Origin of the sequence: Flavimarina sp. Hel_I_48, from assembly GCF_000733945.1 — a bacterium.
Lineage (GTDB): Bacteria > Bacteroidota > Bacteroidia > Flavobacteriales > Flavobacteriaceae > Leeuwenhoekiella.
Window position 1 is genome coordinate 3,073,661 of record NZ_JPOL01000002.1, and the last position, 14,271, is coordinate 3,087,931.

Annotated in this window: 14 protein-coding genes; 7 read left to right on the forward strand and 7 right to left on the reverse strand. The window is 40.0% G+C overall.

All coding sequences use genetic code 11. From position 1 onward, the window contains the following. Positions 1–10: 10 nt before the first annotated feature. The 5 genes from P162_RS13380 to P162_RS13400 all read left to right on the forward strand — a co-directional run bounded on the left by P162_RS13380 (position 11) and on the right by P162_RS13400 (position 5,319). Positions 11–709 (forward strand): arylesterase, encoded by a 699-nt coding sequence (locus P162_RS13380; protein ID WP_031428055.1) that lies wholly within the window; start codon positions 11–13, stop codon positions 707–709. A 60-nt stretch (positions 710–769) separates the two neighbouring features. Beyond that, positions 770–2,095 (forward strand): dipeptidase, encoded by a 1,326-nt coding sequence (locus tag P162_RS13385; RefSeq protein WP_031428058.1) that lies wholly within the window; start codon positions 770–772, stop codon positions 2,093–2,095. Between the two features lie 64 nt (positions 2,096–2,159). Next, a complete protein-coding gene (locus P162_RS13390; protein WP_031428059.1) occupies positions 2,160–3,341 on the forward strand; it encodes an AIR synthase related protein in 1,182 nt (393 codons plus the stop codon). Between the two features lie 18 nt (positions 3,342–3,359). Next, entirely contained in the window at positions 3,360–4,358 is a 999-nt protein-coding gene (locus P162_RS13395; RefSeq protein WP_241077776.1) for a DUF3078 domain-containing protein, read from the forward strand. Between the two features lie 220 nt (positions 4,359–4,578). Further along, positions 4,579–5,319: a hypothetical protein gene (locus tag P162_RS13400; protein WP_031428063.1), complete on the forward strand. Its 741-nt coding sequence runs from the start codon at positions 4,579–4,581 to the stop codon at positions 5,317–5,319. A gap of 79 nt (positions 5,320–5,398) precedes the next feature. Here the strand turns inward: P162_RS13400 and P162_RS13405 are convergent, their stop codons facing one another. Continuing rightward, positions 5,399–5,893: a peptide-methionine (S)-S-oxide reductase gene (locus P162_RS13405; RefSeq protein WP_031428065.1), complete on the reverse strand. Its 495-nt coding sequence runs from the start codon at positions 5,891–5,893 to the stop codon at positions 5,399–5,401. Between the two features lie 311 nt (positions 5,894–6,204). Here P162_RS13405 and P162_RS13415 point away from each other — a divergent pair, with 311 nt between their 5' ends. Next, positions 6,205–7,332, forward strand: a complete 1,128-nt coding sequence (locus P162_RS13415; protein ID WP_117434202.1) for a formylglycine-generating enzyme family protein — start codon at positions 6,205–6,207, stop codon at positions 7,330–7,332. A 175-nt stretch (positions 7,333–7,507) separates the two neighbouring features. Here P162_RS13415 and P162_RS13420 read toward each other — a convergent pair whose 3' ends face one another. Continuing rightward, positions 7,508–9,001, reverse strand: coding sequence for an SLC13 family permease (locus tag P162_RS13420; RefSeq protein ID WP_031428071.1), 1,494 nt, complete (start codon positions 8,999–9,001; stop codon positions 7,508–7,510). A 170-nt stretch (positions 9,002–9,171) separates the two neighbouring features. Here P162_RS13420 and P162_RS13425 point away from each other — a divergent pair, with 170 nt between their 5' ends. After that, a complete protein-coding gene (locus P162_RS13425; protein WP_031428072.1) occupies positions 9,172–9,702 on the forward strand; it encodes a hypothetical protein in 531 nt (176 codons plus the stop codon). Between the two features lie 30 nt (positions 9,703–9,732). Here P162_RS13425 and rpe read toward each other — a convergent pair whose 3' ends face one another. The 5 genes from rpe to proB all read right to left on the reverse strand — a co-directional run bounded on the left by rpe (position 9,733) and on the right by proB (position 14,260). Then, positions 9,733–10,395: a ribulose-phosphate 3-epimerase gene (rpe, locus tag P162_RS13430; RefSeq protein WP_031428074.1), complete on the reverse strand. Its 663-nt coding sequence runs from the start codon at positions 10,393–10,395 to the stop codon at positions 9,733–9,735. Positions 10,396–10,583: 188 nt separating this feature from the next. After that, positions 10,584–10,997: a BLUF domain-containing protein gene (locus tag P162_RS13435; RefSeq protein WP_051907888.1), complete on the reverse strand. Its 414-nt coding sequence runs from the start codon at positions 10,995–10,997 to the stop codon at positions 10,584–10,586. Between the two features lie 204 nt (positions 10,998–11,201). Beyond that, positions 11,202–12,065, reverse strand: a complete 864-nt coding sequence (locus P162_RS13440; protein WP_031428078.1) for an RNA polymerase sigma factor RpoD/SigA — start codon at positions 12,063–12,065, stop codon at positions 11,202–11,204. A gap of 201 nt (positions 12,066–12,266) precedes the next feature. Continuing rightward, entirely contained in the window at positions 12,267–13,466 is a 1,200-nt protein-coding gene (locus P162_RS13445; RefSeq protein ID WP_031428079.1) for a glutamate-5-semialdehyde dehydrogenase, read from the reverse strand. Positions 13,467–13,489: 23 nt separating this feature from the next. Further along, positions 13,490–14,260 (reverse strand): glutamate 5-kinase, encoded by a 771-nt coding sequence (gene proB / locus P162_RS13450; RefSeq protein WP_031428081.1) that lies wholly within the window; start codon positions 14,258–14,260, stop codon positions 13,490–13,492. Between the last annotated feature and the right edge of the window lie 11 nt (positions 14,261–14,271).

Genomic DNA, 14,271 nt, shown 5'->3' on the forward strand with positions numbered 1-14,271 from the left:
CCGTATCGCCGTGAAGAGCCTGTTAATGTTTTGTTGTTTTTTAGTGCTTACCTTTTTCGGTTCCTGTAAGGACAAAACGCCATCTGCCGCCAGCGCAAAACCAGAGCAATCCCAGGAAGAGTCAGCAGCTGCCACGGAAAACGATACAACTTCCGGATCTATTCTTTTTTTTGGCGATAGCCTTACCGCGGGCTACGGCCTTGATGACACGGAAGATGCGTTTCCCGCGCGTATTCAGCAGAAACTGGATTCTTTGGGGCTGAATTATAATGCCATCAACGCCGGGGTAAGTGGGGAAACCACTGCTGGAGGCAAAAACAGGATCAGCTGGGTGCTCAAACAAAATGTGGATATTTTTGTTTTGGAACTTGGTGCCAATGACGGTTTGCGCGGTATTCCGTTAACAGAGACCAGGCAAAACCTGCAGGCCATTATAGATACAGTGCATACGAAAAACCCAAATACGCAGATCGTACTTGCCGGGATGCAACTTCCGCCCAACTTAGGCCGGGAATACACTACAGAATTCAAAAATATTTTTCCCGAGTTGGCCGAAAAGAACAATGCGAAACTAATCCCTTTTTTACTCACAGACGTAGCCGGAGTTCCTGAACTGAACCAGGGCGATGGTATTCATCCCATCGTAAAAGGCCAAAAAATCGTGGCAGAAAACGTGTGGAATATCCTAGCACCATTGGTGAGAAAATAGCTTTTTTGACCTAAAATCGGCCTTTTTTGACCCAAAAACAATCTTATAAACAACCAAATTATGAACCGAAAAATTACTAAATACACCTTTTTATTGCTCTTTTTAGCCGTTTTTTTAAATTCTTGTCAGGAAAAAGATAAAAAACAGGAGATGGCAATGACCGATGAAGATCTTACTAAAAAAGCACAGCAAATTCAGGACAATGTCATTACACTCGACACGCATAATGATTTTAATGTCGCAAACTTTACAGATTCAATAAACTATACGCAGGATCTGGAAACACAGGTAAATTTACCAAAAATGAAATCCGGCGGCCTGGATGTATCCTGGCTTATCGTGTATACCGGTCAGGATTCACTAAACGAAGCTGGTTATGAAAAAGCATATGAAAATGCAATGTCAAAGTTTAAAGCCATTCACCATCTGGTAGAGGATATTGCGCCAGACCAGATTGCACTCGCAACCACTTCAGAAGAAGTAAGAAGGATTCATGCAGAAGGTAAAAAGGTAGCTATGATAGGCGTAGAAAACGCTTATCCTATAGGCGAGGATATAAGCAACGTACAAAAATTCTACGATCTGGGCGCCCGCTATATGTCGCTTGCGCACAATGGCCACAGCCAGCTGAGCGATAGCAATACGGGTGAAGCAGACAGCATTTGGCTTCATAATGGTCTTAGCGACATGGGCCGTGAAGTGGTCAAGAAAATGAATGAACTAGGGATGATGATAGACGTTTCGCATCCTTCTAAAGAAGCGATGCGCCAAATGATCGAACTTACCAAAGCACCCATCATTGCTTCCCATTCTTCAGCACGAGCAATGAGCGAACACAGTAGAAATCTGGACGACGAGCAGTTAAAATGGATGAAAGAAAATGGCGGGGTGGTGCAAACCGTAGCCTTCAAGAGCTATTTAAACAAGGATAAAAATGATGCAAGGGAAAAAGCACGAAAAGAACTTGGCCTAAAACTATTAGATTCTATGGGAATAACCTACATAGATGAAGACACGTTACCTCAATTATCTGACAAGGAACAGGAGGCTTACAATGAGAAAATAAAGTCCATGGCACCTATACTTGAGGAAAAAATGAACATGGATAGTTTGCCACCTGCGGTAAATGTTCAGGATTTTGTTGATCATATTGACTATCTCGTAGAAAAACTGGGGATAGATCATGTGGGCATTAGTAGCGATTTTGACGGTGGCGGTGGTGTAGAAGGTTGGAATGATGCCTCGGAAACATTAAATGTGACCAAAGAACTGGTACGCCGCGGCTATACTGAAGAAGAAATAGGAAAGTTTTGGAGCGGTAACCTCTTGCGTGTACTCGATGAAGTTCAGGAAGTTGCCCAGCGCCTGAAAAGTGAAACAAAATAGAGGATAACAAAAAACGGGGTAAAACGTTTAAATAATGCCTATTTTCACCAAATATTGAAGAAATATGAGTGACCAAACCTCAAAAAGATACGCACAACGCGGAGTTTCAGCAGCTAAGGAAGATGTGCACAATGCCATCAAAAAGGTAGATAAAGGCTTATTTCCAAGTGCTTTTTGCAAAATAGTTCCAGATCACCTTACGGGCAGTGAAGAACATTGCCTCATCATGCACGCAGATGGCGCAGGAACAAAATCTTCGCTGGCGTATATGTACTGGAAAGAAACTGGAGACCTATCTGTATGGAAAGGGGTCGCACAGGATGCGCTGATAATGAATATTGACGATCTGCTATGTGTGGGCGCTACAGATAATATCCTGCTTTCTTCTACCATTGGGCGCAATAAAAACCTGATACCCGGTGAAGTGATTTCGGCAATTATCAATGGTACCGAAGAACTTATCACAGATTTGGAAAACTTTGGCGTAAGCATAAAAAGCACCGGTGGGGAGACGGCAGATGTAGGCGATCTTGTACGCACCATTATTGTAGATTCTACCGTTACCGCGAGGATGCGAAGGGCAGATGTGATCAATAATGCGAACATACGCCCGGGCAATGTGATCGTGGGGCTTTCTTCTTCTGGCCAGGCCACGTATGAGAAGGAATACAATGGCGGTATGGGAAGTAACGGACTTACTTCTGCAAGGCACGATGTTTTTGGAAAATATCTGGCCGAAAAATATCCGGAAAGTTATGATGCCCTGGTGCCGGAAGAATTGGTGTATTCCGGTTCAAAAAAACTGACCGAAACGATCGAAAATTCGCCGTTAGATGCCGGTAAACTGGTGCTTTCCCCTACAAGAACCTATGCGCCCATCATAAAAAAAATACTGGAAAACGTAGATCGTTCCGCCATTTGCGGGATGGTGCACTGTAGTGGGGGCGCGCAGACTAAAATTTTACATTTTGTTGAAAAACTACACATAATCAAAGACAATCTCTTTGAGTTGCCGCCGTTATTCAATCTTATTCAGCAGGAAAGCGATACGAGCTGGAAGGAGATGTACCAGGTTTTTAATATGGGTCACCGTATGGAACTTTATGTTGATGAGAACGTTGCGGAGGAGATTATTGATATATCGCACTCCTTTAATGTGGATGCACAAATAATAGGCAGCGTAGCCGCGGCTGAATCAAAAAAATTGAGTATTTCCAGTTCTTTTGGCTCCTTTGAATACCATTAACGATTTAAATAGATTGCCTTGAAGTCTTACCACATTTTGATTGTTTTTCTGTTCATTACCATAAATCAAATAAATGCCCAGCAGGTTTTGGTGCATTTTGGGCTGGATGGCAGGGAGCTTACTGGTATGGTTAATGCTAAAAAAGCCCGTGATGAAAGGGCCTCACGATGGACGGAGAAAAATGTTATAGGCATTGACCTCAGTGAAGTTGCCTTTGTAAACTGGAATGCGGGAGGTAGTAACTCCATCTCTGGCCTTGCGGAAATGAACATAGTCAGAAATTATGCTGATGGTAAAAACAACTGGCGCAACAGTTTAAGGGCGCGATATGGTGTTAATAGTCAGCAGGGACAGGAAGTGCGCAAGACTGATGACCAACTGGAATTAAAGTCAGAATATGGTTACCGAAGGGATACAATATCCAACTGGTTTTATTCGGCGCGTTTTAGTTTCAACACGCAATTTACTAACGGTTATAATTATCCCAATACAGAAAGCACCATATCACAATTCATGGCCCCCGCGTATATCTTCACCGGGGTAGGTTTTGAGTACGGTAAGCGTATTGAGAATCTTTCATTGTATGCATCGCCACTTACTTATAGATCCACTTTCGTACTTGATCAGGAGCTTGCAAACCGTGGTGCTTTCGGGGTAACCGAGGCAATTCGGGATGCTGACGGCACGATCATAAAGGAGGGTGAAAATGTGCGTAGTGAATTGGGTATTCTTTTATCTGGGTCCTATAGTACAGATATTATGGAAAATGTGCGCCTTATCAACGACCTGCGACTTTATACAGATTACCTTAACAGTTTTGGGAATGTGGATGTGGACTGGGAACTCAACTTCAATTTTAAGGTCAACACCTTTGTAGTGGCAAAATTAGGTTCCCATCTTAAGTATGATAATGATATCAAGCTCAGTGAGACCAACGCTGACGGTAAAGAAGAAGTGTTGGGAGCGCGTACACAATGGAAACAACAACTAGGTGTAGGTGTTATAGTAGACTTCTAAGTATACAAAACCTGACGAGAATAAAGTTTATTTTCTTCCTTATTCTATTTTTCTAAACAAAATCAACTATCATCAAGGTGAAGATGTTGCCATTTCAATATGCTCAATTATTATAGCCTCAGAAATCACTAAGATTTATTTAAGAGGAAAAAGCCAATTAGTTAAAAATATTTTGATTATTTTTGAATTTCACAGATGAAATGCATAAAATATCGTCAAAATGCAATTACGAATAATTTCAAAGAAAAATTGGGTATTTACGATTATAGTATCTGTCCTTCTTTTTATTAATCTATCATTCGTTCTTTTTGCTGATTTGCAGAGTAGTAGATTGGCACGATTAGTCACCGTAGCGTTTTTGTTTATTTTTTACCTTTCCAGAAAACAGTATAAGAACTCGTGGGTAAAAGCTGCCTTGATTTTTTTCCTGATTCATGAAATTTTCTTTCAATTTTACGAATACTCCATAGGTTTGAAAGGGTACGTGATCGTAGGCTGCCTTGCATATATGATGGTTATTGTAGAATGTTTCCGTAAATTCAGTATCCGCTTTTTTAATACTTCATTTGTTATTTTAGGTGCACTCCTGCTCATAGTTAATATGTACATGCTTTATTCGGCTATTGAAATACTTAACCTTGTGTTTAGGGATTCCTTAGATATAGCACTTTATTATCTGTATGGCTCTTTCATGATGATCATGGCGGTTATTGCCGTCGCGTACAATACGAAGTACTACAGTACACGGTCTTTACGGTACACGTTACTCGTATTTTGTTTTCTATTTTCTGATGTATCCGCTCTTTTCGCGTATTACTTTGATTTTGAGTTGTGCTATATGTTTTCACTGGTGTTTTTTATTTTAGCACTCTCCATATTTGTTACCTATGGGCTTAATTATGAAATTGAAAGAGAAGAAAACTATCAGTATGAGATGATCCATAGTAACGAGTTCAGGTAACTTAAAATACAAATTACCAGGTTGAAGTAAAAGCCAATTATTGTCCCAACTGTTTCTTTTTACAGCTTAGAATCTATGATTACACGCGTTCTAATTCTTTAAAATTTTTGTTTATGAAGTCTAGTTTAGGGACGATATAGCGCTGGCAGAACGGCGCTTCTTTATTTTTCTCATAGTATTGTCTCAAGCTCATTCGGCTGGGTTCAAATTCACTAAAGGGCAACGCGCGGGTTATTAGTGTGGATTCAAAATTTTTCTGTAGTTCATCGATTATTTTTTCGACTTCCTCAATTTCCGACTTTTCATAGCTATAGACAGCTGATCTGTATTTCTTTCTGAAAGAATGTGCCGATGCGGATGCATGGGTATGCAGGTGAACATATATCAGATCCTTTAGGCTAATTTCGTTGAGATTGTAATGCACCAGGACCCCTTCGGAAAATGAATCGTTTTCATTTGTAGATGCTATATAACCCTGCTCTACATTTATCACGCCTTTCAGGGCATTAAAGACAGCTTCTGTACACCAGTGACAACCGCCTCCCATTCCTACTTTCCCTATATTTCCTTTCATTTTTTGATAGATTAAGCTGTTCTAGTCGTATTGAGGTAACGTTATTATCGTTTTTCGGCACGATATTTTCTGCTTTTGAAATAATAAAAACGGGTATTTTAACCTGAAAACCGGCTTTTTAAGGTATTTATTACGTAAAAAATTGATTGTATATTGATGTTTACGGTATAAATTCTTTTTTATTATATTAAGATGCACTACTAAAAATAGGTATTTATAAACCCTGATTTTGAGTTGAAGTTCTGCTGGTTTGTTCAACTTTATTGATTTGAGGATGAATTCATTCCTTGATTGCAGCAACATGTAATGTTATGAAATCTAGAACGTATTTTAAGAAAAATTCAATGCTCTTTATGGGACTCACCCTGGTGGGCATTTTATACTCTTGCAAAGATAAAGAAGCCGAAAAAACTGCTATAAGCAAGATGGAAGTTTCAGATACTTCAACATTACTGGTAGAGCAACCGGAGGAGATTTTAAAACCTAGCGGGATGGTATGGGTTTCTGGGGTTCACTTTACAATGGGGGCTCAACATGATGATAAACAGGCCCTTCCCAGAGAGAAGCCAGCACATCCCGTGGCTGTTGATGGTTTTTTTATAGATAAAACAGAAGTCACCAATGCAGAATTCAGGGAATTCATAGAAGCAACGGGATATGTGACCCTTGCTGAGGAACCCATAGATTGGGACGAGATTAAATCCCAATTGCCGCCCGGTACCCCACGCCCGGCAGATAGCATACTTCAACCGGGATCCCTCATCTTTAATGATGCGATCGCTGATGTATATGGCATGAGTGATTATTCCCAATGGTGGAAGTGGAAACGTGGTGCCAACTGGCGCCATCCATCTGGGCCGCATTCTTCCATAGAAGGAAAAGATGATCATCCAGTTGTTCACATTGCCTACCGGGATGCACTTGCTTTTTGCGAATGGGCAAATCGCGGGTTACCGTCTGAGGCACAATGGGAGGCCGCGGCTCATGGTAAATTGAATGGTGGAATCTACACCTGGGGAAATGATACTCAAATGATCAATGATAAAGCGAATATTTGGCAGGGCGAATTCCCCGTAAAAAATCTGGCTTCAGATGGATTTGATGGGATAGCTCCTACGGCATCATTTTCTTCTAATTCGCTGGGAATTTATGATATGGCAGGCAATGTATGGGAATGGACGCAAGATTGGTTTGATGTAAATTATTATGTCAGGGCATTAGGGAAAGGTGAACTTAGAAATCCCAAAGGACCGTCTAAATCATATAATCCCGAATCTCCTTATAGTCGGGAGAGGGTAATCAAAGGAGGTTCCTTTTTATGCTCCGCTTCCTATTGCAGTAGTTACCGTATTTCGGCCAGGATGGGAAATACTATGGATTCTGCTACTGATCATACAGGTTTTAGGACCGTGGCAACGGTAGAAATGCTTACGGACTAAGTCGGTTTTTACGCTTCCGCAGTACTTTTTTTCTTCTGGAATATTATCAAGATTAAACGTAGTAAGAAATAATTTTTAATTCTTTCAATAGCATAGATCTAATCATCCCAATAAAATCTACCCATTTTCGATCAAAAATGATCAAAAACAACCAATAAATTGACTCTAAACCTATTTAATTGGGTTTTCTAAAATTTGACGGAAACGAATCCGGTATAAAATCCCATAGATACGGTAACAAATAATAGGTCATCATAGTGAGCAGCAGTATAGAAATAATGTTCATCCATACGCCGGTTTTAACCATGTCTGGAATACGCAGGTAGCCAGAACCAAAAACAATAGCATTTGGCGGCGTGGCCACCGGAAGCATAAATGCACAGGATGCTGCAACCGTAACGCCTACCATTAAAATATAGGGATGAGTATTAAAAATAAGGGCAACCGGTACGATAACCGGTAGCAGCATGGCCGTTGTTGCAAGGTTTGACGTTATTTCGGTTAAAAAATTTACTGCGGCAATTAAGATAAAAAGCAGTAGGATCAAGCTTATATTTTCAATAGAAGTGAGCTGCATGCCTATCCATTCCGCAAGGCCAGTTTCAGAAAAAGCACTTGCAAGAGCTAGTCCGCCACCATAAAGCAACAATATTCCCCAGGGGAGCTTTACCGCCTCTTCCCAGTGAAGCAGCATTCCTTTTTCATCCTTTTTAGAGGGGATTAGAAATAGAACGAGCGCAAAAAATACCGCAATGATGGTATCATCTATTTCCGGAAACAAAGGTTGTAGCAAATATGCCCTAAACATCCAGCAAAAAGCTGTGGCTGCAAAAACAACAAGGACGATACGCTCTTCCCTGCTCATTTTTCCCAGGGACGTTATAAGTCGGTTTATTTCCTCCCGTCCTCCCGGAAACTGCTTGGGCATTGCAAGATCGTTGCCTTTAGAAAACGCGAAATGTGTAAGATATAAATAGCAGATAGCAAGTAAGAGTGCAGAAACGGGAAGGCCAAATTTCATCCACTGAATAAAACTTATTTCCACACCGTAGCTTTCTTCCAGTACTCCCGCAAGGATAAGGTTGGGTGGTGTCCCAATCAATGTAGCCATACCTCCTATGGACGCCGCGTACGCGATAGCGAGCATAAGCCCTTTTCCAAAAGTTAGGTGTTCATTGCCCTTAGAGGCGGGATTGTCCTTTAGCTGGGAAACAATTGCCATACCTATAGGCAACATCATTACGGTTGTGGCCGTATTTGAGATCCACATGGAGAGAAATGCGGTAGCTACCATAAATCCCAAAATGATTCGGTTGACGCTCGTACCTATAAGGTTGATTATGTTTAGGGCAATTCGCCGGTGCAGGTTCCATTTTTCTATGGCGATGGCTATTAGAAAACCGCCAACAAATAAATAGACATACTTGTGCCCGTAGCTTGCCGTAGTTATATCCAGGGGCAAGGCACCGCTCATGGGAAATAGAATAATGGGCAGCAAGGCTGTTGCTGCAATGGGCATAACCTCCATCGTCCACCATACCGCAATCCAGGCAGCACACGCCAGTGTGGACTGTGCTGCAGGAGAAAGACCCTCTGGGGCAAAAAAATAGTTGAGGTATACAAAAAGCAATGGTCCCATTATACCGCCAATAATCTTAGTCGTCTTCATAGTTGTTTCTTCAATCCTATAATGTATTCATTACGAGAATACCGTGAAATTTATAAGCGCTATTCATTTTAAAGACATTCATTTTCATCCCAAACCTACATATTTATTTCCTATGTTAGCCGAATAGTTTTATTTTGAAAAGGATCAACATAGTAAAGCAAAACTAAATGATGAAAATTCTAGGTATAGGATCACGTATCAACCATGCAGAATACGGAAAAGGGGTAATTACAAATAGCACATCTCAGGAATACTGGGTGACCTTTATAGAAAAAGGATTAGAAACCATTGATTTGGACAGTACTTTTGAAGTTATTGAAGCTACCGAAGATGCCGTAGACACCATAAGTCTGTACGAAGTCGAAAGCTCTTTAAAAGAACTTTTAAAGCGCTATTCAGATATTTCTGAAATTGTTCCCATTGCAGATAAGTGGAAAGGCGGCACAATGAATTTAATACCTAAGGACATCAATCTATCTGCTAAAGAAATACCCGTAGACACCTTCTTTCACAAAATTGTTATGGTGCGCGACCGCATACGGGTTATGGAGCAAAAAATCAATGCGAGCAAGAATCTTGACGATCAGGAAAAAGTTGATCTACAGCAATATTTAACCCGTATATACGGAAGTTTAACGACTTTCAATGTTCTTTTTAAAAATAGCTCACAAAGCTTTAAAGGGGAATCTTCTAAAAAGTAATAGTCGCCAATCTCAATATATTTTGAAGATTTATTTAGAGCTCCTCAGTTTTAGGTTTTCAATTGTTTCCAATGGATCTTTCGATTTAAATATAAAACTGCCCGAAACAAGGACATCAGCGCCGGTTTTAAAGAGTTTTCGGGCATTTAAGTCCGTCACGCCGCCATCTATTTCTATAAGCGTTGTGGCATTTTTAGCAAGGATCAGCTCTTTGAGTTCAGCAATTTTATTATAGGTGTTCTCAATAAACGTCTGACCTCCAAAACCTGGGTTTACGCTCATTATACAAACCATATCTATCATGCCTATTACCTCGCGCAAAGCATGAACAGGTGTATGAGGATTTAGGGCAACCCCCGTTTTTACGCCTGCCTGTTTTATGACCTGCAGGATACGATGCAAGTGGGTACATGCTTCGTAATGCACGGTAATGCTATTCGCTCCCAGTTTTGCAAAATCTTCCACAAAACGGTCTGGATCAACGATCATCAAATGAACATCAACAAACTTTTGAGTATGTCTTGTAATCGCCTCAAAAACCGGCATTCCAAAGGAGATATTTGGAACAAATAAACCATCCATGATATCTACGTGAAACCAGTCTGCTTTGCTTCCGTTAATCATTTCAATATCGCGTTGCAGGTTTGCAAAATCTGATGCGAGTAGGGAAGGGGCAATATATTTTTGTGACATGGGTTTCGGTTTTGGACAAAAATAGGACTTTTGAAAAAGTACATATACCAATTTGAACTATAAATGCGGAATTTTAGAATTCTCTCTTATAATTATTCAGAATGCTAATTTATAAACTAGGATCAATGTCGCTTTGTAAGTTTTCAGGGTTTCAAAGAAAGAAATCAGCTCATTTGAATATAAAAAATTTAGGGATTCATAGCTCTTAGAATTGCCTGTACCAGATGGATAGTCTTTTTTAACTCTGGTGTGTCCATTTTACTGATCATGGCAACATAATTTTTTAGATCATTAACAAGCGATGGATTGTCACATATTTTGAAACCGCTATGATAAAAGTCAAATCCTTTGATTTCCGTATGTTGTTCCATAACTGGAATAAGGTTACGATGTCTCCAGTCATTTTTAACGCGATCGTATATCATCATTACTTTTTCCTGGTCACCCTCCAGAAGCTGAAGAAAATTTCCCCTGTCATAAAGCAGAAAGCCAGAGATATTTAATGGATCGTTGTTCTTATGGGCAGCTTCCATTATTGCGTTTACGTCATTATTGTTCAGATCAGGAACACCACTGCTAATATACATTACGGAATAGGGCATAGTTGTAAAAATAGATGTTTGGGGTATTTAAAAATATGAAAAATCCCCGGTAATCAGCCGAGGATTCATTCATCAATCAAAAAACAAACAGTTATGATGAACTGTTGTCGTCTTGGATATTATTAATAAATCTATGTATTTGTTTTTCGATGTCAAGATATAAAAAGCTCTTTTTAAGTAGATGTTTTTTAACTTTTATTGGCATTAGCCAAGATATGTTTTAAGAATTTTACAACGAGAAGTATGTTTTAACCGTCGTATTGCTTTCTCTTTTATCTGCCTTACGCGTTCCCGGGTAAGGTCAAAGGTTTCCCCTATTTCCTCAAGGGTCATGGGTTGTTGTTCCGATAGGCCAAAATAGAGTCGTATTACATCTGCTTCCCGTGGTGTTAAGGTTTCTAGGGCACGTTGTATTTCTACGCGCAGGGACTCATTTAGCAACTCACGATCAGGATTAGGGGATTCGTTGGATCGAAGCACATCATATAAATTAGAATCTTCACCAGGTATGAGCGAAGCATCCATACTTACATGACGACCCGAGTTTTTAAGGGATTCCTTAACCTCATTTATGCTGAGGTCCAGTTCTTTCGCTATTTCTTCTGGACTGGGAGGACGTTCGTTCGCCTGTTCCAGAAAAGCATACGTTTTATTGATTTTATTTATAGAACCAATTTTATTGAGGGGAAGGCGTACAATTCTCGATTGCTCTGCAAGTGCCTGCAATATGGACTGCCGTATCCACCAAACGGCGTAGGATATAAATTTGAACCCACGGGTCTCATCAAAACGCTGAGCTGCTTTTATCAAACCCAAATTGCCTTCATTGATAAGGTCTGGTAGTGTTAAACCCTGATTTTGATATTGTTTGGCAACAGAAACCACAAAGCGCAGGTTGGCCTTTGTCAATTTCTCTAAAGCAATACCATCACCGGCCTTTATACGCTGGGCAAGTTCTACCTCCTCATCTGCAGTAATGAGGTCAACTTTACCAATTTCTTGAAGATATTTATCAAGGGAGGCCGTTTCACGGTTCGTTACCTGTTTGGTAATTTTAAGTTGTCTCATGATGTAGGGCTTTTGTCTATAGCACATTAGGTACTATACTAGGTATACGTAAAAAAGAAAAAAAATGTTACAGATAGACCCTTATATTTTCAATTATTTTTTAGATAACTAAAAATCAAATATTTAGAAACAGATTTATTTAAAGAACAGAACAAAAAAAATCCCCCGAAATGGAGGATTTATAAGAATATGGATTCCTGTTTATACGCGAATGTGGCCATCACCAAATACGTAGTATTTATTGGTTACCAATTGTTTGAGACCCAAGGGCCCTCTGTGGTGTAGTTTATCTGTACTTATTGCAAGCTCTGCACCTACGCCCATTTGACCACCATCAGTAAAACGGGTGGAAGCGTTGTGGTACACGGCAGCACTATCAACCTGCTCCATAAAAATCTTAGCAACATCTTTATCTTCTGTAAGGATCACACTAGAATGGCCTCCGCTATAGGTATTTATTTTTTGTATTGCTTCTTCGATACCGTCTACGGCACCAACAGCAATTTTCATAGCCAGAAATTCTTCTAACCAAACCTTATCATCTTCAATTTTTTCAAGGGTATCCAAAGTTTCGCCCACTTTTAAATCTACAATGGTTTCAACTTCCGCAGCGCTTAAGGTTTGTTCTAGATCCTTGAGGCGTTTTTTATAATCTGGGAGGTTTACATCTACCAATACTTTATCAAGCGCGTTGCATCCTGAAATTTTATCTGTTTTGGCATTTATAATGACCTCTAAAGTTTTTTTCCAGTCTGCTTCTGGATGAACATATAGGAAATTATTTCCACGACCACTAATCAATACGGCACATGTAGCATGCTCTTTTACAAAAGCGATCAATCTTTCACCACCACGAGGAACGATAAGATCCAATTGCTGATCAGGATTTCTTAAAAATTCCTGGGTTTCGGTACGGTTCATATTGAGCATGGTGATCCATTCTTCGCCCAGATCATTCTGTTTTAATGCTTTGTGCCAAAATTCAACCAACAGTTTATTACTATTGAAGGCTTCTTTTCCACCTTTAAGTAATATTTTATTATTTGCTTTAAAAGCAAGAACGGCAGCTTCTATAGTTACATCAGGTCTGGATTCATAAATAATCATAATGGTGCCAAAAGGTGCCGTACGATTAATAATCTCAAGACCACTGTCTAAAGTCCTATTGGAAATTTCTTTATTTACGGGATCTTCCTGATCACGTACTTCGCGAAGCGCCTGAATCATACCGTCAATTTTTTTGTCATTGACTACAAGCCTGTCATACAATGCCTGATCGTCGCGATCAAAAGCATCAAGATCCTTTTGGTTCGCTTCAAGAAGACTCTTTCTATTTTCATCAATGATTTTGATCATTGAATCAAGAACATTATTTTTTTTATCTGTATTTAATAACTGCATAAATTTTCTATTTTAAGTTAAAACTAGGCGTGAAACTTCGTCCCTATATCTTTACCGTCCATGATGTCAACAATGACATTTTTCCTCTTCCCGTTCGCGATATAGGTTATGATATTTTTGCGTGCGGTTTCCTTGGCAATCTTCAATTTAGACTCCATACCACCACGGCCTTCGCCTTCTGCTTTATTGGATTCCTGTACATATTTTTCTACATTTTCATCTGTATGTACGGCATTCAGTTTTTTTGAATCTTCTGCATCCGGGTGACCGGTATAAAGACCGTCCGTGTCAGTAAGAAGTATCAGCGCATCTGCCTGTATCAATTCTGCCACAAGGCTCGCGAGTTCATCATTATCGCTAAACATGGACATGGTCAAAGAAACTGCGTCATCCTCATTTGCAATGGGAATAATTCCTTCGGAAAGGAGCCCTTCATAACAATTGATCATATTCTCCCTGTACTTTCCGGCGGCAAAATCCCTTTTAGTGGCCAAAACCTGGGCGCAGCGCATACCAAAACTGTGAAATAGGGAATAATAATGCCGCATCATACGTGGCTGACCTACCGAAGAAAATATCTGTCTTCTTATGGATGGATCCTGTGCCGCACAATCGCCTAAAATTTCCTTACCGGCAATAGCAGAGCCTGATGATACAAGTACACATGCAATATCATTCTCATAGAGAACGGCTATCTGCCTAACCAATTCATTTAATATAGGGCCTACAATGCGGTTGTCCTTATTGGTCATCACATTGGTTCCTACTTTTATAACTACTCTCTTTTTGCTCATTACTTTACTTA

Excerpts from the sequence above, each read along its gene's own strand:
- P162_RS13385 (WP_031428058.1), top strand. The coding sequence starts at position 770 with ATGAACCGAAAAATTACTAAATACACCTTTTTATTGCTCTTTTTAGCC.
- P162_RS13390 (WP_031428059.1), top strand. The coding sequence starts at position 2,160 with ATGAGTGACCAAACCTCAAAAAGATACGCACAACGCGGAGTTTCAGCA.
- P162_RS13400 (WP_031428063.1), top strand. The coding sequence starts at position 4,579 with ATGCAATTACGAATAATTTCAAAGAAAAATTGGGTATTTACGATTATA.
- P162_RS13405 (WP_031428065.1), bottom strand. The coding sequence starts at position 5,893 with ATGAAAGGAAATATAGGGAAAGTAGGAATGGGAGGCGGTTGTCACTGG.
- P162_RS13415 (WP_117434202.1), top strand. The coding sequence starts at position 6,205 with ATGAAATCTAGAACGTATTTTAAGAAAAATTCAATGCTCTTTATGGGA.
- P162_RS13420 (WP_031428071.1), bottom strand. The coding sequence starts at position 9,001 with ATGAAGACGACTAAGATTATTGGCGGTATAATGGGACCATTGCTTTTT.
- P162_RS13425 (WP_031428072.1), top strand. The coding sequence starts at position 9,172 with ATGAAAATTCTAGGTATAGGATCACGTATCAACCATGCAGAATACGGA.
- rpe (WP_031428074.1), bottom strand. The coding sequence starts at position 10,395 with ATGTCACAAAAATATATTGCCCCTTCCCTACTCGCATCAGATTTTGCA.
- P162_RS13435 (WP_051907888.1), bottom strand. The coding sequence starts at position 10,997 with ATGCCCTATTCCGTAATGTATATTAGCAGTGGTGTTCCTGATCTGAAC.
- P162_RS13440 (WP_031428078.1), bottom strand. The coding sequence starts at position 12,065 with ATGAGACAACTTAAAATTACCAAACAGGTAACGAACCGTGAAACGGCC.
- P162_RS13445 (WP_031428079.1), bottom strand. The coding sequence starts at position 13,466 with ATGCAGTTATTAAATACAGATAAAAAAAATAATGTTCTTGATTCAATG.
- proB (WP_031428081.1), bottom strand. The coding sequence starts at position 14,260 with ATGAGCAAAAAGAGAGTAGTTATAAAAGTAGGAACCAATGTGATGACC.